This window comes from Klebsiella electrica, from assembly GCF_006711645.1.
Lineage (GTDB): Bacteria > Pseudomonadota > Gammaproteobacteria > Enterobacterales > Enterobacteriaceae > Klebsiella > Klebsiella electrica.
Map to the genome: position 1 here is coordinate 1766283 of NZ_CP041247.1, position 26234 is coordinate 1792516.

General features: G+C 54.3%; 27 protein-coding genes and 1 other annotated feature. Of the genes, 15 read left to right on the top strand and 12 right to left on the bottom strand.

Going from position 1 to position 26234, the window contains the following annotated elements; all coding sequences use genetic code 11:
• Positions 1-8 precede the first annotated feature (8 nt).
• The 5 genes from glf (at position 9) to Electrica_RS08400 (ending at position 5969) form a co-directional block, all read left to right on the top strand.
• Complete coding sequence (gene glf / locus Electrica_RS08380; protein ID WP_100685872.1) at positions 9-1163, top strand: UDP-galactopyranose mutase; 1155 nt, start codon at positions 9-11, stop codon at positions 1161-1163.
• Positions 1160-2050 (top strand): glycosyltransferase, encoded by an 891-nt coding sequence (locus tag Electrica_RS08385; RefSeq protein ID WP_141964259.1) that lies wholly within the window; start codon positions 1160-1162, stop codon positions 2048-2050. The genes glf and Electrica_RS08385 overlap by 4 nt, the downstream gene beginning before the upstream one ends.
• Positions 2051-3196, top strand: coding sequence for a glycosyltransferase family 4 protein (locus Electrica_RS08390; protein ID WP_167686227.1), 1146 nt, complete (start codon positions 2051-2053; stop codon positions 3194-3196). It abuts the gene before it with no gap.
• A gap of 118 nt (positions 3197-3314) precedes the next feature.
• Entirely contained in the window at positions 3315-4625 is a 1311-nt protein-coding gene (locus Electrica_RS08395; RefSeq protein ID WP_141964261.1) for a glycosyltransferase family 2 protein, read from the top strand.
• Between the two features lie 336 nt (positions 4626-4961).
• On the top strand, positions 4962-5969 hold the full coding sequence (locus Electrica_RS08400; RefSeq protein ID WP_141964262.1) for an acyltransferase family protein: 1008 nt from the start codon (positions 4962-4964) through the stop codon (positions 5967-5969).
• Positions 5970-6071: 102 nt separating this feature from the next.
• Here Electrica_RS08400 and hisIE read toward each other — a convergent pair whose 3' ends face one another.
• From hisIE to hisL, 9 genes are all read right to left on the bottom strand, one after another.
• Positions 6072-6671, bottom strand: coding sequence for a bifunctional phosphoribosyl-AMP cyclohydrolase/phosphoribosyl-ATP diphosphatase HisIE (gene hisIE, locus Electrica_RS08405; protein WP_141964263.1), 600 nt, complete (start codon positions 6669-6671; stop codon positions 6072-6074).
• Positions 6665-7441, bottom strand: coding sequence for an imidazole glycerol phosphate synthase subunit HisF (gene hisF, locus Electrica_RS08410; RefSeq protein WP_131048088.1), 777 nt, complete (start codon positions 7439-7441; stop codon positions 6665-6667). Before hisF ends, hisIE begins: the two co-directional genes overlap by 7 nt.
• The gene (gene hisA / locus Electrica_RS08415; RefSeq protein WP_100685867.1) at positions 7423-8160 is read right to left on the bottom strand and encodes a 1-(5-phosphoribosyl)-5-[(5-phosphoribosylamino)methylideneamino]imidazole-4-carboxamide isomerase; all 738 of its coding nucleotides are present in this window, start codon (positions 8158-8160) and stop codon (positions 7423-7425) included. The genes hisF and hisA overlap by 19 nt, the downstream gene beginning before the upstream one ends.
• Positions 8160-8750 (bottom strand): imidazole glycerol phosphate synthase subunit HisH, encoded by a 591-nt coding sequence (gene hisH / locus Electrica_RS08420; RefSeq protein WP_015583936.1) that lies wholly within the window; start codon positions 8748-8750, stop codon positions 8160-8162. The genes hisA and hisH overlap by 1 nt, the downstream gene beginning before the upstream one ends.
• A complete protein-coding gene (gene hisB, locus Electrica_RS08425; RefSeq protein WP_141964264.1) occupies positions 8750-9817 on the bottom strand; it encodes a bifunctional histidinol-phosphatase/imidazoleglycerol-phosphate dehydratase HisB in 1068 nt (355 codons plus the stop codon). The genes hisH and hisB overlap by 1 nt, the downstream gene beginning before the upstream one ends.
• Positions 9814-10875, bottom strand: a complete 1062-nt coding sequence (gene hisC / locus Electrica_RS08430) for a histidinol-phosphate transaminase (RefSeq protein WP_141964265.1) — start codon at positions 10873-10875, stop codon at positions 9814-9816. Before hisC ends, hisB begins: the two co-directional genes overlap by 4 nt.
• The gene (hisD, locus tag Electrica_RS08435) at positions 10872-12176 is read right to left on the bottom strand and encodes a histidinol dehydrogenase (RefSeq protein WP_141964266.1); all 1305 of its coding nucleotides are present in this window, start codon (positions 12174-12176) and stop codon (positions 10872-10874) included. Before hisD ends, hisC begins: the two co-directional genes overlap by 4 nt.
• Before the next feature lie 56 nt (positions 12177-12232).
• Positions 12233-13132 carry an ATP phosphoribosyltransferase gene (gene hisG, locus Electrica_RS08440; RefSeq protein ID WP_100685863.1) on the bottom strand — a complete coding sequence of 300 codons (900 nt, stop codon included), beginning with the start codon at positions 13130-13132 and terminating at the stop codon, positions 12233-12235.
• Between the two features lie 47 nt (positions 13133-13179).
• Positions 13180-13302, bottom strand: a sequence feature (His leader region).
• On the bottom strand, positions 13278-13328 hold the full coding sequence (gene hisL / locus Electrica_RS08445; RefSeq protein ID WP_004899375.1) for a his operon leader peptide: 51 nt from the start codon (positions 13326-13328) through the stop codon (positions 13278-13280). Its footprint overlaps the feature before it by 25 nt.
• A 175-nt stretch (positions 13329-13503) precedes the next feature.
• Between hisL and Electrica_RS08450 the strand changes: the two genes are divergently transcribed.
• The 4 genes from Electrica_RS08450 (at position 13504) to Electrica_RS08465 (ending at position 16901) form a co-directional block, all read left to right on the top strand.
• Positions 13504-14328 (top strand): SDR family oxidoreductase, encoded by an 825-nt coding sequence (locus Electrica_RS08450; protein ID WP_100685862.1) that lies wholly within the window; start codon positions 13504-13506, stop codon positions 14326-14328.
• 37 nt (positions 14329-14365) lie between these two features.
• Positions 14366-15256, top strand: coding sequence for a LysR family transcriptional regulator (locus tag Electrica_RS08455; RefSeq protein ID WP_141964267.1), 891 nt, complete (start codon positions 14366-14368; stop codon positions 15254-15256).
• Positions 15257-15490: 234 nt separating this feature from the next.
• Positions 15491-15553 (top strand): membrane protein YoeI, encoded by a 63-nt coding sequence (gene yoeI / locus Electrica_RS29250; protein WP_098949253.1) that lies wholly within the window; start codon positions 15491-15493, stop codon positions 15551-15553.
• Positions 15543-16901, top strand: a complete 1359-nt coding sequence (locus Electrica_RS08465) for an APC family permease (RefSeq protein WP_165785421.1) — start codon at positions 15543-15545, stop codon at positions 16899-16901. Before yoeI ends, Electrica_RS08465 begins: the two co-directional genes overlap by 11 nt.
• 105 nt (positions 16902-17006) lie before the next feature.
• Here the strand turns inward: Electrica_RS08465 and Electrica_RS08470 are convergent, their stop codons facing one another.
• Positions 17007-17306 (bottom strand): ArsR/SmtB family transcription factor, encoded by a 300-nt coding sequence (locus Electrica_RS08470; protein ID WP_100685859.1) that lies wholly within the window; start codon positions 17304-17306, stop codon positions 17007-17009.
• Positions 17307-17546: 240 nt separating this feature from the next.
• Here Electrica_RS08470 and fusA point away from each other — a divergent pair, with 240 nt between their 5' ends.
• Positions 17547-19646, top strand: a complete 2100-nt coding sequence (fusA, locus tag Electrica_RS08475; protein ID WP_141964268.1) for an elongation factor G — start codon at positions 17547-17549, stop codon at positions 19644-19646.
• A gap of 260 nt (positions 19647-19906) precedes the next feature.
• On the opposite strand, the gene sbcB is transcribed toward fusA, so the two are convergent.
• On the bottom strand, positions 19907-21331 hold the full coding sequence (gene sbcB, locus Electrica_RS08480; RefSeq protein ID WP_142255859.1) for an exodeoxyribonuclease I: 1425 nt from the start codon (positions 21329-21331) through the stop codon (positions 19907-19909).
• A 110-nt stretch (positions 21332-21441) separates the two neighbouring features.
• Entirely contained in the window at positions 21442-21612 is a 171-nt protein-coding gene (locus Electrica_RS28810; protein ID WP_224742592.1) for a hypothetical protein, read from the bottom strand.
• Here Electrica_RS28810 and dacD point away from each other — a divergent pair.
• The 5 genes from dacD (at position 21542) to cobT (ending at position 26199) form a co-directional block, all read left to right on the top strand.
• Entirely contained in the window at positions 21542-22678 is a 1137-nt protein-coding gene (gene dacD / locus Electrica_RS08485) for a serine-type D-Ala-D-Ala carboxypeptidase DacD (RefSeq protein WP_266095183.1), read from the top strand. The genes Electrica_RS28810 and dacD overlap by 71 nt on opposite strands.
• 148 nt (positions 22679-22826) lie before the next feature.
• Entirely contained in the window at positions 22827-23300 is a 474-nt protein-coding gene (gene sbmC, locus Electrica_RS08490; RefSeq protein ID WP_141964270.1) for a DNA gyrase inhibitor SbmC, read from the top strand.
• Between the two features lie 112 nt (positions 23301-23412).
• Positions 23413-24471 carry an FUSC family protein gene (locus tag Electrica_RS08495; RefSeq protein ID WP_100684182.1) on the top strand — a complete coding sequence of 353 codons (1059 nt, stop codon included), beginning with the start codon at positions 23413-23415 and terminating at the stop codon, positions 24469-24471.
• Positions 24472-24639: 168 nt separating this feature from the next.
• Entirely contained in the window at positions 24640-24975 is a 336-nt protein-coding gene (locus Electrica_RS08500; protein WP_100684181.1) for a DUF496 family protein, read from the top strand.
• A gap of 165 nt (positions 24976-25140) precedes the next feature.
• Positions 25141-26199, top strand: a complete 1059-nt coding sequence (cobT, locus tag Electrica_RS08505) for a nicotinate-nucleotide--dimethylbenzimidazole phosphoribosyltransferase (RefSeq protein ID WP_142255860.1) — start codon at positions 25141-25143, stop codon at positions 26197-26199.
• Positions 26200-26234 lie beyond the last annotated feature (35 nt).

The window sequence follows — 26234 nt, forward strand, 5'->3', positions numbered from 1 at the left end:
GACACATTATGAAGCGTAACAATATTCTCATCGTCGGCGCAGGTTTTTCAGGCGTGGTCATTGCCCGTCAACTTGCTGAACAAGGTCACAAAGTTAAAATTATCGATCAGCGAGACCATATCGGCGGAAATTCGTATGACACCCGCGATCCGCAGACTGATGTCATGGTACATGTTTACGGCCCGCACATTTTCCATACGGACAATGAAACCGTCTGGAACTACGTCAACCAGTATGCGGAAATGATGCCCTATGTGAACAGAGTAAAAGCCACGGTCAATGGCCAGGTTTTTTCTCTGCCAATTAATCTGCATACCATTAATCAGTTTTTTGCTAAAACCTGCTCTCCTGATGAGGCGCGGGCGCTCATTAGCGAAAAAGGCGATAGTTCCATTATGGAACCGAAGACTTTTGAAGAGCAGGCCTTGCGTTTCATTGGTAAAGAACTATACGAAGCGTTCTTCAAAGGCTACACCATTAAACAATGGGGGATGCAGCCTTCTGAACTTCCGGCATCAATACTTAAACGTTTGCCGGTACGTTTCAATTATGACGATAATTACTTTAATCATAAATTCCAGGGAATGCCGAAGTTTGGTTATACTCATATGATTGAAGCGATCGCCGATCATGAAAATATCACTCTGGAATTACAGCGTGAGTTTGCTGCTGAAAATCGCGAAAATTACGATCATGTATTTTATAGCGGCCCACTAGATGCGTTCTACTCATACCAGCACGGGCGTCTTGGCTACCGTACTCTGGACTTTGAGCGATTTACGTATCAAGGTGATTATCAGGGTTGCGCAGTCATGAACTATTGCTCCATTGATGTCCCGTATACGCGCATTACTGAACATAAATATTTTTCCCCGTGGGAGAACCACGAAGGCTCTGTCTGCTATAAGGAATATAGCCGCGCCTGCGGTGAAGATGATATTCCGTACTACCCCATCCGCCAGATGGGCGAAATGGCGCTGCTGGATAAATATTTATCACTGGCTGAAGGTGAGAAAAATATCACTTTCGTCGGACGCTTAGGCACCTATCGCTATCTTGATATGGATGTCACGATTGCAGAAGCACTGAAAACGGCCGATAAATACCTGTCTTCATTGTCCAACGACGAAGCGATGCCTGTATTCGTGGCCGAAGTACGATGAAAAATACTGCATTAATAGTCACTTTTAACCGTCTGGAAAAGCTAAAGAAGACGGTTGCTGAAACTGTTAAGCTGAACTTTGCCTCTATTGTTATCGTCAACAACGGTTCCACGGACGGGACCGCTGACTGGCTCCAGACAATCACGGACTCGCGTGTTATTGTTTTGAATCTGGCCAGTAACAACGGTGGCGCCGGAGGTTTCAAGGCCGGTAGTGAATACATATGTCGTTCTGTTGATAGCGATTGGATCTTTTTTTATGACGATGATGCTTATCCGCAAAGTGATATTCTGGATAAGTTTGCCGCGATAAATAAAGCCGATTGTCGTGTTTATACGGCGCTAGTGAAAGACTTGCAGGGCCGTATATGCACGATGAATGTCCCATTCGCAAAAGTTCCGACCTCGTTTAGTGATACCTTGCAATATATCAAGGATCCCCAACGCTTTGTACCAGATAATAAGGAAACGCTGGTCCAGACGGTTTCATTCGTTGGCATGATCATTAAACGTGAAGTTTTGAATGAGCATCTTCAGCATATTTATGATGAGCTTTTTCTTTATTTTGATGACCTTTACTTTGGTTATCAGTTAACTTTAAGTGGCGAGAAAATCTCCTATAATCCGCAGCTTGTGTTTACCCATGATGTGAGTATCCAGGGGAAGGTTATATCGCCTGAGTGGAAGGTTTACTATCTTTGTCGAAATTTGATTTTGGCTAAGAGAATATTCACAGAAGTGGCGGTTTTTAGTCGTTCATCAATCCTTTTACGCCTCTGCAAATATATTTCGATACTCCCACTGCAACGCCGGAAATGGGTATATCTAAAGTTTTTATGCCGTGGGATTATTCATGGTGTAAAAGGAATCAGCGGTAAGTTTCACTAAGTGGACATAGCAATGAAAAAACTGTGTTATTTCATAAATTCGGATTGGTACTTTGATTTGCATTGGACCGATCGTGCAATTGCCGCCCGAGATGCCGGTTATGAGATTCACATTATTAGCCATTTTGTCGAAGATAAAATAGCAAAAAAATTTAAGGTATTAGGTTTTATTTGTCATAACATCCCTCTTGTCGCTCAATCATTCAACATTTTGATTTTCTTTCGGGCCTTTTCTCAGGCGCGGAAAATTATTCAAAATATAAATCCGGACTTGTTGCACTGCATTACGATCAAGCCGTGTTTGATTGGTGGCTTTCTGGCAAAAAGTACCCAGCGGCCTGTTATTTTGAGTTTTGTCGGTTTAGGGCGGGTGTTTTCCGCAGAGTCAGTCGGCCTTAAACTGCTGCGTAATTTTACGGTTATGGCATATAAGTATATCGCCAGTAACAAATGCAGTTTGTTTATGTTCGAACATGATAAAGACAGAGCCAGACTCGCCGACCTTGTTGGTATCGATTACAAGCAAACTATTGTGATTGATGGTGCAGGCATTAACCCCGAGATTTACAAGTATTCTCTGGAGCAACAGCGCGATGTCCCGGTCGTCCTTTTTGCAAGTCGGATGCTGTGGAGTAAAGGACTTGGCGATCTGATTGAAGCCAAAAAAATACTGAGCAATAAAAATATCCACTTTACGCTGAATGTGGCCGGTATCTTAGTGGAAAATGACAAAGACGCAATTCCGCTCGCGACGGTACAGCAGTGGCAAAGTGAAGGCATGATTAACTGGCTTGGTCATTGCTCTAATGTCTTTGATTTGATTGAAGAATCAAATATCGTGGCTTTGCCGTCAGTCTATGCTGAAGGCGTACCGCGTATTTTGCTGGAAGCCTCTTCGGTAGGGCGCGCTTGTATTGCTTATGATGTTGGTGGCTGCGATAGTTTAATTATCAATAACGATAATGGGTTGATTGTAAAAAGTAAATCTGTCGAAGAACTGGCGGAAAAGCTCGGCTTCCTGTTAGATAACCCTGAAACTCGCGTCGCAATGGGCATTAATGGTAGAAAGCGCATTCAGGATAAATTCTCGAGTGTGATGATCATCAATAAAACATTAAAAACATACCGTGATGTTGTTGAAGAGTAGTTTTTGATGAAGCTAAGACGCTTTCATCTTACCTGTCTTTAAAAACTGGCAACCTACACATTAAACGCTATCAAAAAAAATATAATCGCGTTTATAAGCTAAGCGTCAAGGTGATAGCATGTCTGATAAAAAGAGCATTGTTATTTCTGTTATTATCCCTGTACACAATGCTGCTGGATATATTTCAGATACCTTAAGCACGGTTTTGTCTCAAACACTGAACGACATCGAAATCATTATTGTCAATGATTGTTCCGACGATAATACCTCCGAGATTGTCTCTGCGCTGGCGGAAACTGATTCACGGATTAGAGTGATTAACAACGCGACAAACCTCGGTGGCGGAGGTTCGAGAAACGTCGGATTAGATGCCGCTATCGGTGAGTACGTTATTTTCCTCGATGACGACGATCATGTTGAACACCAGATGCTGGAACACATGTATGCGCGGGCTATCGATATACAAGCGGATGTCGTTATCTGTCGTAGCCAGTCGTTTGATCCCGCCTTGCAGGTTTATGCCCCGATGCCGTGGTCCGTGCGTCAGGAGCTGCTACCTGATCTTATGGTTTTTTCATCCCAGGATATTCCCTCTGATTTTTTCCGCGCCTTTATCTGGTGGCCATGGGACAAACTTCTCAGACGTCAGTTTATTGCCGCTCACCAGCTTCGTTTTCAGGAAATCAGAACAACGAACGACCTTTTCTTCGTTTGTGCTTTCATGCTTATGGCGAACCGAATTTCGGTCTTAGATGAAACGCTAATTTCTCATACCATCAACCGTCCTGAATCCTTATCCGCCACCAGAGCAGAGTCGCACCACTGTGCTGTTGAAGCACTGGCTGCTCTTAAAACGTTTATCTGTCAGCAGGGGATGATGGGGCAACGCCTCAGAGATTACAAAAACTATGCGGTCGTTTTCCTGGAGTGGCATTTAAACACGATCTCTGGACCGACATTCCAGCCGTTTTATCAGCAGGTACAAGAGTTTATTGGGGAGCTGGATGCCAGGGATGACGATTTTTATGATGAATTTATCACTGCCGCATACCGTAGGATCACCGTGCTGTCTGCTGAAGAGTATATCTTCTCCCTTAAAGATCGTGTCCTGAAAGAGCTTGAGTTTTTCCAGGCCAGGAGCGCCACATTAGAGCAAGAAGTTGAGGGGCTTACATACTCGTTTGCTGAGCAAAAGAGTGAAAATACGCTATTGCATACCCAATTAGATGAGATTGAAGAGCGGGTGACTGAACAGGAAAAAAATATTCATCAGTTAACTGAAAAAAATAATGCTTTGCGTCATGAAATGACGATTAAACAGCAGGAGTTAAATGAAATTTACCAGCATTATAAAGAGTTAATCTCTTCTTTATCATGGAAGTTGACTCAGCCGCTAAGAGTAGCAAGACGATTTTTTAAAAGGTTTTAACAGAAGGTTAAGAGAGTTTCGTTTCCTTCTGGATGTTTCCTTATAAAGTTATTTTTTATATAAAAGAGCTCCTTATCACATGATTTGAGGAGCGCTTTTTCGGTTGGATTAATAATTTATTAGTTGGCAGGTAATCGATTTCTCGTTGAGTCTTTGCTGGGGGCAGCAATGTCTCAATGTGTGTAACTGGTTTTCTTTTTTACGTGAATATCTGCCTTTCTAAAAAATTTTCCAGGCGGAAATTACTTTTAAATATTGATGGCTATTCTATTTATTACTAATAAATTCTTTCTTCTAAAAGAATGTAGTTTTACTCATTGAATTACGGGGTGTAGATTGTCTGTTAACAGATTTGATGCCATTGATGGCACTCGTGGGATATTGGCGGGCATGGTCATGCTCAGCCATATGTTTGGTAGCTTTATGGGCTGGCCGCAAGTCAGACCATTTAGTGGCGCCTATCTGTGCGTGGTGTACTTTTTCATCATGAGTGGCTTTGTTCTGACCTATGCCCACGCGTCGGGTAACTTTTTCAAATACCTTCTGACGCGGTTTGCCAGACTATGGCCGCTGCATTTTTTGTCGACCATTCTGATGGTCGGCATTTATTACTATAATGCCCATCATGGCGGCTATGTTTCCAGCCCTGATGTGTTTTCTGTTACTGTGATACTAAAAAATATATTATTTCTTCATGGTCTGTACTGGCATGACTTCAAGTTAATTAATGAGCCATCATGGAGTATAAGCATTGAGTTCTGGGCATCGCTTTTAATCCCTCTGGTCTTTGCGCGATTAGGAAATATGACTCGTGCCGTTGTTGCAGGGTTGTTCTTTATTTTTCTGTGGCATAAATACCCATCCGGGATACCACCCTCAATGCTGACCGCTATGCTGTCTATGCTGATTGGTTCACTGTTTTTCTCTTTATCACAGACAGAGTATTTTAAGTGTCTGATGAAAGAAAAGTTCATGGCCTGTTTTATTGGCGCGGCGACGATGATATCAATCGTTGGTGTTTATGCTATGAATCACAGTCGACTGGATTATTTTTTATTCCTGGCGTTTATCCCGATGCTGTTCATAGATTATCTTCCCGATAATCAGTTGATAAAACGGATTTTCACCTCTAATTTATTCTTGTTTCTCTGCTATATTAGTTTCCCTTTGTATCTATTGCATGAGCTGGTTATTGTTTCTGGATTCATTTTCGACCCTGAAAATGCCTGGGTATCAATATCAGTAGCGGCATTTGCCGCCATATTCATTGCCTATATTTATGCCCGGTTTATCGATTATCCTCTCTATCGCGCGTTAAAGCGCCAGATCGCCAAAATAAGCTAATGCTCCGTTGCGTTTTATTGCGCGGCATTTAATGGGTTCCTGCGCTACGGCCGGGAACGCCCGGCGGAGAAAAGGGGAGGGGAATCCCCTCCCGTTATCGACTTATTTATGTCTGCTCCGCAGATTCTCGACCACCGCCGTCAAATCCAGCCCCTGATCCTGCAGCAGCACCAGCAGGTGATACACCAGGTCCGATGCCTCGTTCTTCAGTTCGAACTGGTCATGCACCGTTGCGGCCAGCGCGGTTTCCACGCCTTCTTCACCCACTTTTTGCGCAATACGCTTGGTACCGCTGGCATACAGCTTCGCGGTATAGGAGCTTTCCGGGTCCGCATGCTTACGCTCGGCCAGCAGTTGCTCCAGCTGATACAGGAACAGCCACTGGTGACCAGCGTCGCCGAAGCAGCTGGACGTGCCTTTATGGCAGGTCGGGCCGATCGGGTTAACCAGCACCAGCAGGGTGTCGTTGTCGCAATCCGGGGTAATGCTCACCACGTTGAGAAAGTTGCCGGAGGTTTCGCCCTTGGTCCACAGACGCTGTTTGGTCCGCGAATAAAAGGTCACTTTACCGCTCTCTTCGGTCTTCGCCAGCGCATCCTGATTCATGTAGCCCAGCATCAGCACTTCGCCGGAGATGGCGTGCTGCACGATGGCCGGCATCATGCCGTCGGTTTTTTCCCAGTCCAGCTGTTCAGTTAACATACCCTAATCTCCACGCCCTGTGCTGCCAGGTACGTTTTTAGTTCACCAATATTAATAATCTGCTTGTGGAACACCGATGCCGCCAGCGCGCCGTCGACGTTGGCGTCGCGGAAGGCTTCAAGGAAATGTTCCATGGTGCCGGCGCCGCCGGAGGCGATGAGCGGCACGTGGCAGACGGCGCGGACTTTGCTCAACTGCTCAAGATCGTAGCCGTTACGCACGCCATCCTGATTCATCATGTTCAGCACGATCTCGCCGGCACCGCGTTTCTGCACTTCCTGCACCCAGTCGAGGGTCTCCCACTGGGTCACGCGCGTGCGGCTCTCATCGCCGGTGTACTGGTTAACGTGATATTTACCGCTCTCAGCATCAAACCAGGTATCGATGCCCACCACAATACACTGCACGCCAAAACGATCGGCCAGACGGGTAATCAGCGTCGGATCGGCCAGCGCCGGGGAGTTAATCGAAATCTTGTCGGCACCGAAGGAGAGAATCTGCGCCGCATCGTCGAGGGATTTAATTCCGCCGGCGACACAGAAAGGAATATCGATCACTTCCGCGACCCGCGACACCCAGCTTTTATCGACGACGCGGCCGTCGCTGGAGGCGGTGATATCGTAGAACACCAGCTCATCCGCGCCTTCATCGGCATAGCGTTTCGCCAGCGGCACGATATCGCCGATGATTTCATGATTACGGAACTGCACGCCTTTCACTACCTGGCCGTCGCGAACGTCGAGGCAGGGGATTATCCGTTTTGCCAGCATTGAATGGCCTCCGTTACGTTAAATTTACCTTCCAGCAGCGCGCGACCGACAATCACCCCGCGCACGCCGGTGCCGCGCAGCGCGGCAATATCCTGCAGATCGCCGATGCCGCCGGAAGACTGGAACGCCACCTGCGGATAGCGGGCGCACACTTCTTCATACAGCGAGACGTTTGACCCCGCCAGGGTGCCATCGCGAGAAATATCGGTGCACAGGACATGCTGCAGGCCGACGGATTGATAGCTCTCTACCAGCTCTTCCAGCGTCACGCCGGAGTTTTCCTGCCAGCCGCTGACCGCCACCTGCTTGTTGCCTTCCGCGTCGATACGCACGTCGAGCGCCAGCACCAGATGCTGCGGGCCAAAACGCTTAAACCAGCCTTTTACCACTTCCGGCGACTTCACCGCCGTCGAACCCACCACCACGCGCGCCACGCCTGCGGTAAGCAGGGCCGCCACATCCTCTTCCGTGCGCACGCCGCCGCCGACCTGCACCGGTACGTTCACTCCGGCAACCAGCGTTTTCAGCAGCGGGATCTGGCGCTTCGCCGGATCTTTCGCCCCGGTCAAATCGACCAGGTGCAGCACTTCGGCTCCTTGCGCGGCATAGGATTGCAGGCGCGGCAGCGGATCGTTGCCATAGTCGCGCTGCTGGCCGTAATCGCCCTGATGGAGACGGACAACCGTACCGTCAATTAAATCTAAAGCAGGAATGATCATCACATCTCCAGGAAGTTTTTCAGCAGCTGCGCGCCGGCGCTGCCCGAGCGTTCCGGATGGAACTGGACGCCAAAAAAGTTATCTTTCTGTACCGCCGCGGTGAACGGCTCGCCGTAATGGCACTGGGCGATGGTGTAAGGATTCACCGGCATGGCATAGCTGTGAACGAAATAAAAATAAGCGCCGTCATCGATACCGCGGAACAGACGGTTCCCTGCTTTTGGATAGACCCGGTTCCAGCCCATATGCGGCAGCGGCAGTCCGTGGTCGGTCATTTTCGGCACGTCTTCTTCAATAATGCCCAGCAGATCCACGCCGTTGCTCTCTTCGCTGCGCCGCCCCAGCAGCTGCATGCCGAGACAGATACCGAGTACTGGCTGGGTGCAGGCTTTCACCAGCTCAATCAGCTCGCGCTCGCGTATCTGGTCCATCGCCGCCTGCGCGGTACCGACGCCGGGCAAAAACAGTTTATCGGCGCGCAGCACCACATCCGGGTCGCGGCTGACCGCCGGCTCGTAGCCGTGACGGCCGATTGCCGACTTCACCGAATTGAGGTTGGCGCAGCCGGTGTCGAGGATCACCACGTTCATCACAGTACTCCTTTCGATGAGGGCAGCGTATCGCCCTGCACGCGAATCGCCTGACGCAGCGTACGGCCAAAGGCCTTGAACAGGCTTTCGACGCGATGATGGTCGTTCTTGCCCTTGGTTTTCAGATGCAGCGTGACCGCCATGGTGTAGGAGAGCGAACGGAAGAAGTGCTCAACCATCTCGGTGCTCAGATCGCCAACGCGCTGATAGGCAAAATCGGCTTTATATTCCAGGTGCGGGCGACCGGAAATGTCCAGCGCGCAGCGGGCCAGACATTCGTCCATCGGCAGCACAAACCCAAAACGGTTGATCCCGCGCTTATCGCCCAGCGCCAGTTTCAACGCCTCGCCCAGCGCCAGACCGGTATCTTCCACGGTGTGGTGATCGTCAATATAGAGATCGCCGCCGACGTTAATTTCCAGACGGAAGCCGCCGTGGGTGGCGATTTGATCGAGCATATGATCAAAGAAGCCGACGCCGGTGTGAATTTTGCTGCCGCCTTCGCGATCCAGCCAGACTTTGACATCCACCTGGGTCTCTTTGGTGTTGCGCTCCACGTGGGCATAGCGGTCACGGCGGGTCAGCTGTTCACCGATAGCCGGCCAGTTCAGGGTCTCGCGGTCATAACGCAGGCCGATGATGCCCATATTGTCCGCCAGCTGGATGTCGGTGGCGCGATCGCCGATCACGTAGCTGTGGGCTTTATCCATCACGCCCTCTGCCAGCCACGGCAGCACCAGCTGGGTTTTAGGCTTGCGGCATTCACAGTTGTCAGCCGGCAGATGCGGGCAAATCAAGACGTCGTCGAAATTGACGCCCTGGGAAGAAAACACCTGCATCATCAGATTGTGCGGACCGTCAAACTCCGCCTGCGGCAGGCTGTCGGTCCCCAGACCGTCCTGATTGGTGATCATCACCAGCTTGTAACCTTCCTGCTGCAGTTTCAGCAGAACAGGGATCACCTGCGGCTCAAAAGCCAGCTTTTCAAAGCGGTCTACCTGAAAATCAACCGGTGGCTCGGAAATCAGCGTACCGTCACGGTCAATAAAGAGAAACTTCTGGGTCATACATTCTCCGCAGTCAAAGCGTCAATCACGCGCTGGCTCTCTGCACGGGTACCGATAGTGATACGCAAACAGCCGCTTAATGAGGGTTGTTTATTCTGGTCTCGTAAGATAATGCCCTGATCCCACAGAGATTTAAATACCGCGCTGGACGCTTTAAAGCGCACGAGGACATAGTTAGTCGCGGAGTCGAAGACCTGCTCAACGCACGCGATAGCGCGCAACTGACTAATCAGGTACTCACGCTCGTCGAGAATCTGCGCCACCCGCGCGCGCATCGCGGCGATACCCTGCTCGCTGAGCGCCTGGGCGGCAATGTCGGCCACCGGCGTCGACAGCGGGTAGGGGGCGATGACCTTCATTAACAGGCTAATCACCTCGGCGTTCGCCAGGGTAAACCCACAGCGCAGTCCGGCGAGGGCAAAGGCTTTTGACAACGTGCGCAGGACCACGAGGTGCGGATAGTCGCTCAGCCAGCCCGCCAGCGTCGCCTGCGGGCAAAATTCGATATAGGCTTCATCGGCGACGACGATCGCTTTGCCGCGGGTCATCTCCAGTAGCGCGCGCATATCGTCCGGGTTAATGACCTGCCCGGTCGGGTTATTGGGGCTGCAGACAAATACCACCTTCACGCCATCGAGACTGGCGGCGATGCCCGGCAGATCGAGCTGCCAGTCGCTGAGGCCCGGCACGGTACGGCAGGCCACGCCGATGGTTTCGGCGCTGACGCTGTACATGCCGTAGGTTGGCGGGCAATAGAGCACCGCATCTTGTCCCGGCTCGCAGAAGGCGCGGATCAGCAGTTCGATACCTTCATCGGCGCCGCGGCTGACCAGCACCTGCTCCGGCTTAACGCCGGCATAGCGGGCGTAATTCTCGATCACCGCCTTCGGCTGGCATTCCGGATAGCGGTTCAGCGTCTGCTGGGTCAGCTGAAATTCGACGGCGGTCGGGAATTCATTGGCGTTCAGCCAGACATCGCCTTTGCCGCCCAGACGACGAGCAGACTGATACGGCGTCAGGGCACGCACGTTGGCGCGGGCTAAATCTTCGATGCTCATGCTTGCTCCTTAAGGGCTGCAACGCGCAGCGTAACGGCATTTTTGTGGGCGGTCAGGCGCTCGGCGGCGGCGAGGATCTCAATGGTCGAGGCGAGGGAGGCAAAGCCTTCGCGCGACAGCTCCTGCACGGTCATCCGTTTCTGGAAGTCCGCCAGTCCCAGGCTTGAGCTGGTGGCGGTATAGCCATAGGTCGGCAGCACGTGGTTGGTGCCGGAGGCATAATCACCGGCGGATTCCGGCGACCAGTCGCCGAGGAACACCGAACCGGCGCTGGTAATGTCGTCAACCAGTTCACGGGCGTGACGGGTCTGGATGATAAGGTGTTCCGGACCGTACTGGTTGGAGATATCTACGCACTGGGCGAGGTCGCGGGCCACGATAATCCGGCTGGCCGAGAGCGCTTCGCGGGCGGTTTCTGCACGCGGCAGCGCCGCCAGCTGGCGCTCAACGGCGCGGGCGACCTGTTCACCCATCGCCGCATCCGGGGTCAGCAGGATCACCTGCGAATCGGGGCCGTGCTCCGCCTGGGAAAGCAGGTCGGAGGCGACAAAGTCCGGCGTCGCGCCGCTGTCGGCAATCACCAGCACTTCTGACGGTCCCGCCGGCATATCGATCGCCGCGCCGTCCAGACGCTGGCTGACCTGGCGCTTGGCCTCGGTGACGAAGGCGTTGCCTGGGCCAAAGATTTTATCGACTTTCGCCACCGACTCGGTGCCGAAAGCCAGCGCGGCAATGGCCTGAGCGCCGCCGACGTTGAAGATTGTGCGCACGCCGCAAAGCTGGGCCGCGTAAAGGATCTCATCGGCAATCGGCGGCGGCGAACACAGAACCACCTGCTGGCAACCTGCGATGCGCGCTGGCGTTGCCAGCATCAGCACCGTCGAGAACAGCGGCGCAGAACCGCCGGGAATATAGAGGCCGACGGAGGCGATAGGGCGGGTCACCTGCTGGCAACGCACGCCCGGCAGCGTCTCCACGTCCACGCCCGGCAGTTTTTGCGCGTTGTGGAAGGTCTCGATATTGCTGACCGCGACCGCCATGGCTTGTTTCAGCTCATCGCTGAGGCGGGCGCCGGCAGCGGCAATCTCTTCTTCGCTGACCTGCAGCGTTTTGACATCGGTTTTATCAAACTTTGCGCTGTATTCGCGCAGCGCCGCATCGCCATTGTTTTTGACGTTATCAAGAATGTCCGCCACCGTGCGGGTGATGGTGTCGGAGGCAGAAATCGCCGGGCGCATTAAGAGCTGCTGCTGCTGTTCGGCGCTACAGCTGTTCCAGTCGATGATGGTATTGAAGCTCATGGTCGTTTCCCCTGTCTAATCTCTGAGACAGGCCCGTCGGGCCTGTTCCCCGTGGATTACTCCATCATTTTCTCGATGGGCAGTACCAGAATGGAGCTGGCGCCCAGCGCTTTCAGTTTTTCCATGGTTTCCCAGAACAGGGTTTCGCTGCTGACCATGTGCATGGCAACGCGCTGTTTGTCACCGGCCAGCGGCAGAATGGTCGGGCGCTCAGCGCCAGGCAGCAGGGCCACCACTTCTTCCAGACGTTCGGTCGGGGCGTGCATCATGATGTATTTGGATTCGCGCGCCTGAATCACCCCCTGAATACGGGTCAGCAGGCGGTCGATTAACTGTTGCTTGGCGTCGGCCATTTCGCCATCGCGCTGAATCAGGCAGGCTTTAGAGCGGAACATCACTTCCACTTCGCGCAGACCGTTAGCTTCCAGGGTGGCGCCGGTGGAGACCAGGTCGCAAATCGCGTCGGCCAGGCCAGCGCGCGGGGCGACTTCAACGGAACCGTTCAGCAGACAGGATTTAAAGGAGATACCTTTCTGATCGAGGTAGCGCTTCAGCAGGTGCGGGTAGGAGGTGGCAATACGTTTGCCGTCCAGCGATGACGGACCGTCCCAGGCTTCATCCGCCGGAGTGGCCAGCGACAGGCGGCAGCCGCCAAAATCAAGACGACGCAGAGTGAAATAGCGCGGGTCTTCCCCCTGAGCGCGGCGGCTCAGCAGCTCTTCTTCCAGCACGTTCTCGCCGATGATGCCCAGATCCACTACGCCGTCCATAATCAGGCCCGGGATATCGTCATCGCGGACACGCAGAATGTCGATGGGCATATTTTCCGCCAGCGCAATCAGACGCTGGGTGTGCAAATTCACTTTAATGCCGCAACGGCCCAGTAATTCGCGTGAATCTTCGCTCAGGCGGCCTGATTTTTGAATAGCTATGCGTAAACGGCTGTTGTCTAACATTCTTGTTTTCCTCTTAATACCTGTCTGAATCTGTCCGAATTTGGTTCAAAAAAAAGCCCCCGGAAGTAAATCTTCCGGGGGCTCTATTCGCGCTCATGCACCTCTGGAAGATCTAAACGTCTTCCAGCACACATCGCCTGAAAGACTAGTCAGGATGATGGTGATGATGGTGATGTTTAAATTGAACGCGGTTCATAAAATTCTCTTTGAATGACTATGCATTTGATGCCTTTTAACCTAAACCACTTCAAGCGCAGAAAGCAAGGGCTTTTTACCATCATTAATTCATTTCATCTTCACTGAAGAAATTGTCAGTTGCCGCTGGCTGGCGTAGCCTTAAGTCAGCACAGCGAAAGAGTCAGGAGCCAGGTATGAAAAAGGTCGCAATTGTCGGTTTAGGATGGCTGGGCATGCCGCTCGCTTTGTCATTGAGCGCGCGGGGATGGCAGGTTACCGGCAGCAAAACCACCCAGGACGGCGTGGAGGCGGCGAGGATGTGCGGTATCGAAAGCTATCCGTTACGCCTGGAACCGCAGCTGGTCTGCGATGCCGAAGATCTGGATGCATTGATGAATGTAGATGCGCTGGTGATTACGCTGCCGGCTCGTCGCAGCGGGCCGGGGGAAGATTTTTATCTGCAGGCGGTACAGGAGCTTGTCGATACGGCGTTGGCCTACCATATCCCGCGGATCGTCTTTACCAGTTCCACTTCCGTATACGGCAATGCCAGCGGGATGTTAAAAGAGAATTCGCCGCGCGATCCGCAAACCGCCAGCGGCAGGGTGCTAAAAGAGCTGGAGGACTGGCTGCATAACCTTCCGGGCACCTCGGTGGATATTTTGCGTCTGGCCGGGCTGGTGGGGCCCTCTCGTCATCCCGGGCGTTTCTTTGCCGGGAAGTCTGCGCCGGACGGTCAGCACGGCGTAAACCTGGTACACCTGCAGGATGTCATTTCGGCTATCGAGCTGCTGCTGCAGGCTCCGAAGGGCGGACACATCTATAATATATGTGCGCCCAAACATCCGGCGCGCGGCGTGTTCTACCCGCAAATGGCCCGTGAACTTGGGTTGCCGGCGCCGGTGTTTGCCGACAGCCCAAACGGCGACAGCGGAAAACTGATTGATGGTAACCGTATCTGCTATGAACTGGGGTTTGATTATCAGTACCCCGATCCGCTGGTGATGCCGATGGAGTAATCCGCCAGCGGGAAATCGCGAACCTAAGGGGGCGGCGATGAAACCACTGCTGGATGTCCTCGTCATTCTGGATGCGCTGGAAAAAGAGGGGAGCTTTGCCGCCGCGTCGGCAAAGCTGTACAAAACGCCTTCTGCGCTGAGCTACACTATTCATAAACTGGAAAGCGATCTCAATATTCAGCTGCTTGATCGCAGCGGTCATCGGGCGCGCTTTACCCCCACCGGGCAGATGCTGCTGGAAAAGGGGCGCGAAGTTCTGCATACCGTCCGCGAGCTGGAAAAACAGGCGATTAAACTGCATCAGGGCTGGGAAAATGCGCTGGTGCTGGCGGTGGATAGCACGTTCCCCTTTTTTTTACTGGCGCCTCTGGTGAGCCGGTTCTATCAGCAGCATACCGCCGCCCGGCTGCGTTTTGTCCGCGAGGCACCGGCCAGCGGCTGGAGTGCGCTGGTGGAAGGACGGGCGGATCTCATTGTGGGGGTATCAGGCGACCCGCCGGCGCTCGTCGGCTACGGGTTTAGCCCGCTGGGCGAGCTGGCGCACATCTTTGTTATCGCGCCGCAGCATCCGCTGGCAAAAATGGCGGCACCGCTAAGCTGGCGGGCGATGAAACACTATCGGGCCATCGTCTGCGGGGAGCAATGGCCGCCGGTTGACGATCAGGAAAGCCTTGTGACGTACGATTTTGCCGGCCAGCTGATGTTGATTAGCGCGGGGCTGGGATGGGGATATGTGCCAAGGTATCTGGTACAGGCTCAGCTGGAGAGCGGCGAGCTGATAGAAAAAGAGGTCTCCTCGCCGTTACCTGCGCATCGGGCATGGCTTGGCTGGAATGAAGACGCCGCCGGACTTTCTTGCGCGTGGTGGCGTAGCGAAATTTTAGCAAATAATGCTATCCATACGATCTATGATATTAAAATCGTATGAATATTAATCTGTTAGATAAGCATGGCGTTGATTTGCCGTCTCAACATCTTGTCATCTGGCCAGTAAGTGTTGCAAAATACGCGGCCTGAAAAAATGGAAATTGACCGACTCTTTTTTGAAGAGTCGGTTATTTTTTGTTTTCAAGACACATCATTCAATACCAAGAGGCCGGGCTTCGTACCGGATAGATATTTACTAAAAACCGACAGTCGTTGTCGCTGAGGAATAGAAAAAATGGGGCAATTTTTTGCTTACGCGCTGGCCTTCGCCGTAAAAGGGGATAACTATGTCGCATAACGCTACTCCAAAAACCTCTCGCGTGGAATTACGTAAAACGCTTACGTTGATTCCGGTTGTAATGATGGGCCTGGCCTATATGCAGCCGATGACGCTGTTCGATACGTTTGGTATCGTCTCTGGTTTGACCGACGGCCACGTCGCGACGGCTTACGCCTTCGCCCTGGTCGCGATTCTCTTTACGGCACTGAGCTACGGTAAACTGGTTCGTCGTTTCCCGTCAGCGGGTTCCGCTTACACCTACGCCCAGAAATCTATCAGCCCGGCGGTGGGCTTTATGGTGGGATGGTCGTCGCTGCTGGACTACTTGTTCATGCCGATGATCAACATTCTGCTGGCGAAAATTTACTTTGAAGCGCTGGTGCCTTCTGTTCCTTCGTGGATCTTCGTTGTCGCGCTGGTGGCCTTTATGACCATCTCTAACCTGCGCAGCATCAAGACCGTGGCGAACTTCAACACCCTGATCGTTATCCTGCAGATGGGTATCGTGGCGGTGATTGTCGGCCTGATTATCTACGGCGTGATGCACGGCGAAGGCGCAGGCACACTGACCAGCACTCGTCCGTTCTGGTCTGAAGGGGCGCACGTGGTGCCGATGATTACCGGTGCGACCATCCTGTGCTTCTCGTTCCTGGGCTTCGATGGCATTTCTTCGCTGTCTGAAGAGACCAAAGACGCTGAGCGCGTGATTCCGAAGGCTATCTTCCTGACTGCGCTGATTGGCGGCCTGATCTTCATCGGTGCCTCTTACTTCCTGCAGCTGTACTTCCCGGACATCTCGCGCTTTAAAGATCCGGACGCATCGCAGCCGGAAATTATGCTGTACGTTGCGGGTAAAACCTTCCAGTGGGGCGTGCTGATTTTCTCCAGCGTGACCGTGCTGGCCTCCGGTATGGCCGCGCATGCGGGCGTTTCTCGTCTGATGTACGTCATGGGCCGCGATGGCGTGTTCCCGACCCGTTTCTTCGGCTACGTACACCCGAAATGGCGTACTCCGGCGTGGAACGTGCTGCTGGTTGGCGCGATTGCGCTGCTGGCGATTAAATTCGACCTGGTGACGGCGACGGCGCTGATTAACTTCGGCGCGCTGGTGGCATTTACCTTCGTTAACCTGTCGGTCATCTCCCAGTTCTGGATCCGTGAAAAGCGTAACAAGACGCTGAAAGACCACTTTAACTACCTGATCCTGCCGGTGTGCGGCGCCCTGACCGTAGGCGCGCTGTGGATTAACCTGGAAGAGAGCTCCATGATTCTGGGTCTGATCTGGGGCGGTATTGGTCTGGTGTACCTGGCCTGCGTGACCAAAAGCTTCCGCAATCCGGTACCGCAGTACGAAGACGTGGCGTAATCCTCGCCCGTAGTGATGAAAAAAGCCGGAGGGAAACCTCCGGCTTTTTGTTTTTGTCCTTGGGAGTCCGCGATCTGGCCGCGCGACAGCCCGAATAACCCCTTCCTACATCACCTTCAGAAGCGCATCCAGCAGTCCGGGAAAGCGCGCGTCGAGATCCTCCCGGCGCAGAGAAATCATATTCTCCCGCCCCTGAGGGCGCTGCCAGATGACGCCGCTATCGCGCAGGACGCGCCAGTGGTGGGTCATCGTCGACTTAGCGACATCCTCATGGCGCAGCGCGTTGCAGCTCTGCTCGCTGCCATCGGCCAGGATGCGAACGATCTCGAGGCGCATCGGGTTACCAAGGGCAAAAAGCACATTTTCCAGGCGAATGTGTTCACGTTCGGGGTGATTGGCGATCATAATATTCCTGTGTCGGCGGTTGTGCGGCTCCCGGGAGTCGCAGCCCGTATCGGCGGCTGCCGGGTAATATATCCAAACTGAAGGTCTAACGCTACGCGTGCCAGCCGTCGTTTCACCAATGGCAGTGATAGTAAAAATAGTTCGAATATACTCGTACAGTTGTACTATGATAGCGGCAGTTAACCACGCTGCGGCACACTCTGGCCGCTTACTGACAGTCAAAATGACTAAGGACGCATCATGCCCCGACCCATCCCTCTCGAACGTTATCGCAACATCGGTATCTCCGCGCATATCGATGCCGGTAAAACCACCACCACCGAGCGCATTCTGTTTTACACCGGAATGAGCCACAAGCTGGGGGAAGTACACGATGGCGCGGCAACCACTGACTGGATGGCGCAGGAGCAAGAGCGCGGAATTACCATTACTTCCGCTGCGGTGAGCTGCTTCTGGCCCGGCATGGACCGTAGTTTCGAGCCGCATCGCATTAATATTATCGACACCCCGGGCCACGTGGATTTCACCATCGAGGTGGAGCGCTCAATGCGCGTGCTGGATGGCGCGGTGATGGTCTATGACTCCGTCGGCGGCGTGCAGCCGCAATCGGAAACCGTGTGGCGACAGGCGAATAAATATCACGTTCCGCGGCTGGCCTTCGTCAATAAAATGGACCGCCCCGGCGCCGATTTCTTCCGCGTCGTGCAGATGATGATTGATCGCCTGAAGGCGAATCCGGTACCGATCGTTATCCCTGTTGGCGCCGAGGAGCATTTCACCGGCGTGGTCGATCTCATCAAAATGCGCGCTATTTTATGGGATGACGCGACCCAGGGGATGACCTTCAGCTACGCGCCGGTGCCGGACGAACTGCGGGAAACCGCCCGGCAGTGGCGAGAAAAAATGGTCTCCGCCGCGGCGGAAGCTACCGAGGAGCTGATGGATAAATATCTTGAGAGCGGCGAGCTGAGCGAGGCCGATATCGTGGCCGGGCTGCGTAAACGTACCGTCAGCGGCGAAATTCAGCCGGTGCTGTGCGGCAGCGCCTTTAAAAATAAAGGCGTGCAGCGGATGCTGGATGCGGTGATCGAACTGATGCCGTCGCCGCTGGACATTCCGGCGATTCAGGGTGTTGATGAGAAAGGGCAGCCGGCGGAGCGCCATCCTGGCGACGACGAACCGTTCTCGGCGTTGGCGTTTAAACTGATGACTGACCCGTACGTTGGCCAGTTGACCTTTATTCGCGTCTATTCCGGTACCCTGAAAAAAGGCGACGCGGTCTACAATCCGGTCAAAGGGAAAAAAGAACGTATCGGGCGTATTGTGCTGATGCATGCCAACGATCGCCACGAAGTGGATGAACTGCATGCCGGGGATATTGCCGCCTGTGTCGGGTTGAAAGATGTCACCACTGGCGACACGCTATGCGATCCGGACGCGGTGATTACCCTCGAACGGATGGAGTTCCCGGAACCGGTGATCTCGCTGGCGATTGAGCCGAAAACCAAAGCGGATCAGGAGAAAATGGGGATTGCGCTACAGCGCCTGGCCTCTGAGGACCCGTCGTTCCGTCTGCATACTGATGAGGAGTCCGGGCAGACGATTATCTCCGGAATGGGCGAACTGCACCTGGAAATTATCGTCGATCGCATGAAGCGCGAGTTCGGCGTGGAGGCCAATATCGGTCGACCACAGGTCACCTACCGCGAGACACTGCGCAAAACGGTGAAAGAGGTGGAGGGGAAATTTGTCCGTCAGTCCGGCGGGAAGGGGCAGTATGGCCATGTTGTGCTGACCCTCGAACCGCTGGCGCCGGGGAGCGGCTTTGTGTTTGAAGACGCAACCAAAGGCGGGGTGGTGCCGCGCGAGTACATTCCTTCGGTGGAGAAAGGCTTGCGTGAAGCGATGGGCACCGGCGTGCTGGCGGGTTATCCGGTTGTCGATGTCAAAGCGACCCTGACATTTGGTTCGTATCATGATGTCGACTCATCGGAAATGGCCTTCCGCATGGCGGCGATTTTCGGCTTCAAGGAGGGGGCGCGCAGAGCCGATCCGGTGATTCTCGAACCGGTGATGCATGTAGAGGTGGAAACGCCGGAAGAGTATGCCGGGAATATTATGGGCATACTCTTCCGGCGTGGCATGGTGCAGGGGATGGAAGAGCGCTTCGGTAGCCAGATTATCCGCGCCGATGTTCCGCTGGCTGAAATGTTTGGCTATTCCACCACGCTGCGCTCAATGTCGCAGGGCCGAGCGACCTACAGTATGGAGTTCCATCACTACGCGGAAGCCCCGCGCAACGTAGCGGAAGCGATTATCGCCAGCCGCGCTAAAAGCTAAAGAAACGTCCCCGGGTTGCGACGCGCGGCGTGTTAACCGGGCGACGTGCTAAACAACGTTCCCGGGTTGCGACGCGTGGCGTCTTACCCGGGCTACAGGCGGAACAACGTCCCCGGGTTATGACGCGCAGCGTCTTACCCGGGCTACAGGCGGAACAACGTTCCCGGGTTGCGACGCGCGGCGTCTTACCCGGGCGACGAGCCCTGTCATCGTTTGTAGCCCGGGTAAGGCGTCAGCCGCGACCCGGGAATTGCCGCAGGTTAAACAATTTCCTGCGCGTACTGCCACAGCGCCTTCAACTGCGCCAGCTTCTCTTTATCGTCCGCGTACTGCTGATACAGCATCTGCAACTCATCGGCATAGGCCTGCAAAAACGCCGGTGTAAATATCTCGCGACGATGCTCTAACCAGCGCTGCTGCTCGGCCTCGTCAAGGCTGCCGGGGAAGTTGCGGGCGCGGTAGTTGAACAGCAGACGCTCTATCCGCTTGTCGGCAAAGGTAATATCCAGCGCCGGCAGGTTGCGCGGCTCGGTTTCCAGCACGATTTTCATCGCCGCGCGATCGGCATCGCTGAAGAAGCCGTTATAGAGCTGAGTATCGACGTTGTCGGAGGGAACAAACGGCTCTGCCTCGGCGAAAATAGCCACCGCTTTTTCCCGCACCTGCGGATGGTTGCGCAGCAGCTGCAGGTTATCCAGGCAGCGCTGGCGGTTAATCCCCAACCGGTCGGCATCCTGCGGGCGCAGCGTATTATCCTGGGCCAGCACCGGGCATTTATTGAGATGAACCAGCTTAACCGGCACCGCCGCCAGCTCCCCCAGATCGGCCTTTGGCGTGTATAGCCGCTCGCGCAGGGTATCGGCATCCAGTTCCAGCAGTGGCGTCATATCGCCGGCCAGATCGACCATGATCACCGCATTGCGGTTATCCGGATGCCAGGCCAGCGGTGCCACCAGGCTGGTGTTGCCGCGCGCCGCGCCGAACATGCCGGAAACATGGACCAGCGGCTTCATTTGCGGAACGTCGATCAGCGTCGCCAGCTTGCGCTTATTGCGATGGCTGTAGAGATAGTCAAACAGACGCGGTTGCCGGGCTTTGACCAGTTGCGCCATGGCGATGGTGGCGTAAACGTCGGCCATCGCGTCGTGGGCATTGCTGTGTTCAATGCCGTTGGCGACGGTCAGATGCTCAAGGCGAAAGCTCGGCAGGCCGTCCTCGTTCTCCGGCCAGTTGATCCCTTCCGGGCGCAGCGCATAGCAGGCGCGCATCACATCCAGCAGATCCCAGCGAGAGTTGTCGTGCTGCCAGCTCCAGGCGTAGGGATCGTAAAAGTTACGATAAAAAATATTCCGGCTGACTTCATCATCGAAGCGCACATTGTTGTAGCCGACGATGCAGGTTTTCGGCACCGTGAACAGATCGTGAATCCGGCGGGCAAAGGCGGCTTCGTTATCGCCTTTGGCGTTCGCCTCCTGCGGGGTGATCCCGGTTACCATCACCGCCTGCGGCTGCGGCAGATAGTCGTCGGCCAGTTTGCAGTAGAAAACCTCCGGTTCGCCGATGATATTCAGCCCGGCGTCGGTGCGAATGGCGGCGAACTGGGACGGACGATCGAGCGCGGGGTGGGTACCGAAGGTCTCATAATCGTGGAATAAAAATCCGGGCTGGTTGGCGCTATCTTGCATAATCTGTTCATTTTCCATGGTGGCTGGCACCCGTTATGGTAAACGATTTACCTGGGCATCAGAAGGGCGTTGGCCGAGCGATGCCTCCGTCGTGTCATATTTTCTTGCAATTAATCCCTGATTTGAAAGGAGAACTTCCGTAAAAAGGACGGCGAATCTGTCAATTTAGAGGATATGCCGTTGAAAGGCCGTTTTTTTATTGCTGTCACTTTGCTCGCTTCGAGCGTTTCTTGCGCATTTGCTGCCAATGATTTGCCCGTCACCGTGCCGCCACCGTCCATTCAGGCGGGATCCTGGGTACTGATGGATTACACGACCGGCCAGATACTGACTGCGGGTAATGAACACCAGCAGCGCAATCCTGCCAGCCTGACCAAACTCATGACCGGATATGTCGTCGATCGCGCCATCGACAGCCATCGCATCTCCTTTGATGATGTTGTGACCGTTGGCCGCGATGCCTGGGCCAAAGGCAACCCTGTTTTCGACGGCTCGTCGCTGATGTTCCTTAAGGCTGGCGATCGGGTCAGCGTTCGTGATTTAAGCCGCGGCCTGATCGTCGACTCCGGTAATGATGCCTGCGTGGCGCTGGCCGATTATGTCGCCGGCGGCCAGCCGCAGTTCGTGGCCATGATGAATGAGTACGTAAAAAAACTGCATCTGCAGGATACTCACTTTGAAACCGTGCATGGCCTGGATGCGCCGGGTCAGCACAGCTCGGCGTATGATCTTGCGGTACTGTCGCGGGCGATCATTCACGGCGAGCCGGACGTTTACCACATGTACAGCCAAAAAAGCCTGACGTGGAACGGGATTACCCAGCAAAACCGCAACGGTCTGCTGTGGGATAAGACCATGAATGTTGATGGGTTAAAGACCGGGCATACCTCCGGCGCCGGCTTTAACCTGATTGCCTCCGCGGTGGATGGCCATCGGCGCCTGATAGCCGTAGTGATGGGCGCCGACAGCCCGAAAGGGCGCGAGCAGCAGGCGGCTAAACTGCTGCACTGGGGCCAGCAAAATTTCGATACCGTTCAGGTGCTGCAAAAGGGCAAGAAGGTCGGTAGCGAGCGGATCTGGTACGGCGATAAAGAGCAAATCCAGCTGGGCACCGATCAGGATTTCTGGCTGGCGCTGCCGAAGTCGGAAGTGTCGCGTATTAAAGCCAAATACGTGCTGGATAAAAAAGATCTCGAAGCGCCGATTGCCGCGAATCAACGGGTCGGGGAAATCTCACTCTATGATGGCGACAAAGTGGTCGCCCACTGGCCGCTGGTGACGCTGGAAAGCGTTGGCAAAGGCGGTGTGTTCTCGCGGATGAGCGATTATCTGCATCACGCGCTGTGACCGCAACGCCCCGTCCGGGGCGTTTTTTTTTGCCTCATTTTTCTTCCTCCCGCATTGGCCACTTTGTGAATCAGCGCACATACTGATGTGCATCACCTGGCTACAGTATATGTACATTTATACAGTTGTTATCACTGGTGGAGGCACTATGAACTACAGCGTGAAGTCCGTCGGCAAACGTACCATTGCCGGTTTTCATAGGGTGGGGCCCTGGGATCAGACCGTTAAACAGGGTTTTGAGCAGCTCATGGCGTGGGTCAGCGGCCGTCAGATTCCGGCACAGGAGTGGGTGGCCGTCTACTATGACAATCCCGATCAGGTCCCGCCGGAGAAGCTGCGCTGCGCTACGGTGGTCACCGTGGCCGACGATTTTGTCGTTCCGCCCAACAGCGAAGGGGTCATTATCACTGAGATTGCGGGGGGAGAGTACGCATTCGCCAGCGCGCGGGTGGAAAATCACGACTTCTCGACGCCGTGGCTGGCGTTCTTCAATAGCCTGGTGCAGAGCAAAGAGTATCAACTGGCGGCAAAGCCCTGTTTTGAGGTCTATCTCAACGACGGCAATCAGGACGGCTACTGGGATATCGAAATGTATGTCGCGGTCGAACGGGTGGCGAAATAAGCGCTTACCCCTTCTGTGGACAAGGTTTTTTACATTAGCGTACAGCTTACGCTGAAAAAGCAGTTACAATTGGCCTTTGCTTCCTGCCGCCGTTTGCTTGCTGGAGAGGTCTGTGCGCGCTGATAAATCACTTAAGCCTTTCGAAATCCGTCTGTATCGCCACTATCGCGTGGTGCATGGTATTCGAATTGCTTTGGCCTTTGTCCTCACTTTTTTACTGGTTCGTTTGCTGAATGTACCGGAAGGGACGTGGCCTCTGATCACCCTGGTGGTGGTGATGGGGCCGATTTCATTCTGGGGTAACGTAGTACCACGCGCTTTTGAACGTATTGGCGGCACTATCCTCGGCTCGGCGCTCGGGCTGGTCGCGTTAAAGCTTGAGCTTATCTCCTTACCCGTCATGGTGCTGTGGTGCGCGGGGGCGATGTTCCTCTGCGGCTGGCTGGCGCTGGGCAAAAAACCGTATCAGGCGCTGCTCATTGGCATTACGCTGGCGGTCGTGGTCGGCGCGCCGCCCGGGGATATGCACACGGCGCTATGGCGAAGCGGCGATGTTATCTTTGGCTCCCTGCTGGCTATGCTGTTCACCGGCATCTGGCCGCAGCGGGCGTTCCTGCACTGGCGAATCCAGATGGCAAATTACGTCACCGCCTTCAACCGCCTGTATCAGGCCGGGTTCTCCCCCAATCTGGTGGAAAGACCGCGGCTGGAAAAACATCTGCAAAAAGTGCTTAACGACGTGGTCAAGATGCGCGGGCTGATTACGCCGGCAAGCAAAGAAACCCATATCCAGAAAGCTATCTTTGAAGCCATTCAAACCGTGAATCGTAACCTGGTCTGCATGCTGGAACTGCAGATCAATGCATACTGGAGCTCACGTCCCGGTCATTTTGTGATGCTCAACGCCCACACCTTGCGCGAAACCCAGCAGATGACCCAGCAAACGCTGCTGACGATTGCGCATGCGCTGTATGAAGGTAATCCGCAGCCGATTCGCGCCAACACCGAAAAACTTAATGAGATCGTCGCCGAACTGCGCGAACTTATGAAAGAACATCAGGGAGATAGCCTGGCGGAAACTCCGATCCACGGCTACGTCTGGCTGTCGATAGAACTGGCGCGCCAGCTTGAACTGCTGTCGAATTTAATCTGCCGGGCTTTGCGTAAATAAAAACCAGATGCACGCCATTTGCCCACAGGTTGCTTCGATTCAGCAGCATTTAGGGGTATGATAAACATAAAGGAAAAAACATTGTCATCCGCGGCTGCTAACAGTTATGTTAGCCCTATATAGCAGTCGCTTTAGCGAATCCGAATCTCAAATATTAGGGGTGTAAAAATGGAAACAACTAAGCCTTCTTTCCAGGACGTACTGGAGTTTGTTCGTCTGTATCGTCGTAAGAACAAATTGCAGCGTGAAATTCAGGACGTTGAGAAAAAGATCCGTGATAACCAGAAGCGCGTACTGCTGCTGGACAACCTCAGCGATTACATCAAACCGGGCATGAGCGTTGAAGCTATTCAGGGCATCATCGCCAGCATGAAAAGCGATTACGAAGATCGTGTTGATGACTACATCATCAAAAATGCCGAGCTGTCCAAAGAACGTCGTGACATTTCCAAAAAGCTGAAAGTCATGGGCGAAGCGAAGGCCGAAGAGAAGGTCGAAGAGTAATCGCATCGCGTCTGCCCGGCGGCGGCTCTCGCCGTCGGGAATGATCCCCTCTCTGGATTTATCTCCTTCCCCCGGCGGCGAACCGCCGCGCCACGCCAGCTTTCACGCGCGACGGCGTTCACCACGGGCAATGGCAAATCACCTGCAAGTGCTACGAGGAACATGATGGACAATCTTTCGGCTTTCATCGCCGACATTCCGCTGCCGGACCGCGCGGCGATGGCTCAGGCGCAACAACATCTGGATGGTTTATTAAAACCGCCGGGCAGTCTGGGACGGCTGGAGGCGCTGGCAGTGCAGCTGGCCGGAATGCCGGGGCTGCACGGCCAACTGCAAGTGGCGGAAAAAGCGATTGTGGTGATGTGCGCCGATCACGGCGTCTGGCATGAAGGGGTGGCTATCTCGCCGCAGGCCGTCACGGCGATTCAGGCGATAAACATGACCCGCAAAAATACCGGCGTCTGCGTGCTGGCGGCCCAGGCGGGCGTGCAGGTGCATGTGGTTGATGCCGGTATCGACGCGGATCCGATCCCTGGTCTGGTGGATATGCGAGTGGCGCGCGGCAGCGGTAATATCGCCCGGACGGCGGCCATGAGCCGGGAACAGGCGACGGCGCTGCTGCTGGCCAGCATCCGCTATACGCGAGAACTGGCCGCGCAGGGCGTACGCATATTCGGCGTTGGCGAACTGGGGATGGCGAACACCACCCCGGCGGCGGCGGTCGTCAGCGTGCTTACCGACAGCGATGCGCAGGATGTGGTCGGCATTGGCGCTAACCTGCCGGTATCGCAGCTGGGACACAAAGCCGATGTCGTCCGCCGGGCGATTGCGGTCAACCAGCCGCAGGCCGATGATGGTCTCGACGTGCTGGCGAAAGTGGGCGGATTTGATTTGGTGGGGATGACCGGCGTGATGCTGGGCGCCGCCTCCTGCGGACTGCCGGTTGTGCTGGACGGTTTCCTCTCCTATGCCTCCGCGCTGGCAGCCTGCCGTCTGGCTCCGGGCGTGCATCCGTATCTGATCCCTTCGCATCTGTCGGCGGAAAAAGGGGCGCGTATCGCGCTGGAACATCTGCAGTTGAAGCCCTATCTGGATATGGATATGCGGCTGGGAGAGGGCAGCGGCGCCGCGCTGGCGATGCATCTTGTGCAGGCGGCATGCACGGTATTTAACGACATGGGCACGCTGGCGGAAAGCCATATTGTCCTGCCGGAAAGCCGCTAAGCCGGAATCAGGGCGACCGCTGTCGCCCTGAGTTT

What these genes read in the sequence shown, in the direction of transcription:
- glf (WP_100685872.1), top strand. Translation starts at nt 9, where the DNA reads ATGAAGCGTAACAATATTCTCATCGTCGGCGCAGGTTTTTCAGGCGTG.
- Electrica_RS08385 (WP_141964259.1), top strand. Translation starts at nt 1,160, where the DNA reads ATGAAAAATACTGCATTAATAGTCACTTTTAACCGTCTGGAAAAGCTA.
- Electrica_RS08395 (WP_141964261.1), top strand. Translation starts at nt 3,315, where the DNA reads ATGTCTGATAAAAAGAGCATTGTTATTTCTGTTATTATCCCTGTACAC.
- hisIE (WP_141964263.1), bottom strand. Translation starts at nt 6,671, where the DNA reads ATGTTAACTGAACAGCTGGACTGGGAAAAAACCGACGGCATGATGCCG.
- hisF (WP_131048088.1), bottom strand. Translation starts at nt 7,441, where the DNA reads ATGCTGGCAAAACGGATAATCCCCTGCCTCGACGTTCGCGACGGCCAG.
- hisA (WP_100685867.1), bottom strand. Translation starts at nt 8,160, where the DNA reads ATGATCATTCCTGCTTTAGATTTAATTGACGGTACGGTTGTCCGTCTC.
- hisH (WP_015583936.1), bottom strand. Translation starts at nt 8,750, where the DNA reads ATGAACGTGGTGATCCTCGACACCGGCTGCGCCAACCTCAATTCGGTG.
- hisB (WP_141964264.1), bottom strand. Translation starts at nt 9,817, where the DNA reads ATGACCCAGAAGTTTCTCTTTATTGACCGTGACGGTACGCTGATTTCC.
- hisC (WP_141964265.1), bottom strand. Translation starts at nt 10,875, where the DNA reads ATGAGCATCGAAGATTTAGCCCGCGCCAACGTGCGTGCCCTGACGCCG.
- hisD (WP_141964266.1), bottom strand. Translation starts at nt 12,176, where the DNA reads ATGAGCTTCAATACCATCATCGACTGGAACAGCTGTAGCGCCGAACAG.
- hisG (WP_100685863.1), bottom strand. Translation starts at nt 13,132, where the DNA reads ATGTTAGACAACAGCCGTTTACGCATAGCTATTCAAAAATCAGGCCGC.
- Electrica_RS08450 (WP_100685862.1), top strand. Translation starts at nt 13,504, where the DNA reads ATGAAAAAGGTCGCAATTGTCGGTTTAGGATGGCTGGGCATGCCGCTC.
- Electrica_RS08455 (WP_141964267.1), top strand. Translation starts at nt 14,366, where the DNA reads ATGAAACCACTGCTGGATGTCCTCGTCATTCTGGATGCGCTGGAAAAA.
- Electrica_RS08465 (WP_165785421.1), top strand. Translation starts at nt 15,543, where the DNA reads ATGTCGCATAACGCTACTCCAAAAACCTCTCGCGTGGAATTACGTAAA.
- Electrica_RS08470 (WP_100685859.1), bottom strand. Translation starts at nt 17,306, where the DNA reads ATGATCGCCAATCACCCCGAACGTGAACACATTCGCCTGGAAAATGTG.
- fusA (WP_141964268.1), top strand. Translation starts at nt 17,547, where the DNA reads ATGCCCCGACCCATCCCTCTCGAACGTTATCGCAACATCGGTATCTCC.
- sbcB (WP_142255859.1), bottom strand. Translation starts at nt 21,331, where the DNA reads ATGCAAGATAGCGCCAACCAGCCCGGATTTTTATTCCACGATTATGAG.
- Electrica_RS28810 (WP_224742592.1), bottom strand. Translation starts at nt 21,612, where the DNA reads ATGGACGGTGGCGGCACGGTGACGGGCAAATCATTGGCAGCAAATGCG.
- sbmC (WP_141964270.1), top strand. Translation starts at nt 22,827, where the DNA reads ATGAACTACAGCGTGAAGTCCGTCGGCAAACGTACCATTGCCGGTTTT.
- Electrica_RS08500 (WP_100684181.1), top strand. Translation starts at nt 24,640, where the DNA reads ATGGAAACAACTAAGCCTTCTTTCCAGGACGTACTGGAGTTTGTTCGT.
- cobT (WP_142255860.1), top strand. Translation starts at nt 25,141, where the DNA reads ATGGACAATCTTTCGGCTTTCATCGCCGACATTCCGCTGCCGGACCGC.